Here is a 364-nt window from a genome sequence, read left to right on the forward strand (position 1 = left end):
TATCGCCATCACCGATACGGTACCGGTGGCAGTCGATGACAGTGTGACCATCAGCGAGGATGGCGCCAACCCGCTGACCCTCGACCTGTTGAAGAATGACACCCGGAACGTGGATGCGCCGGTGACCATCACGGCGGTAGCGGCGGTGGGCACGGTGCATGGCACAGTCAGCCTGAACGCCCAGGGCGAGTACGTCTATACGCTGGATAACAGCAACTCGGCGGTGAATGCGCTGAAGACGGGCCAGAGCCTGAGCGATACCTTTAGCTACACCCTGACTGACGCGGACGGCTCGAGCAGCACGGCGCAACTGACCGTGACCATCCAGGGGCATACGGATGGTCCGCCGGTCATCACCATTCCG

The 364-nt window shown here is 62.1% G+C and carries 1 protein-coding gene; it reads left to right on the top strand.

Features of this window, described 5'->3' with window-relative positions:
* The coding region (locus tag ACZYTD_RS17210; RefSeq protein ID WP_463893923.1) for an Ig-like domain-containing protein at window positions 1–364 on the top strand (364 nt) is incomplete at both ends.

Source organism: Pseudaeromonas sp. HNCC25DJ180 (genome assembly GCF_055413345.1).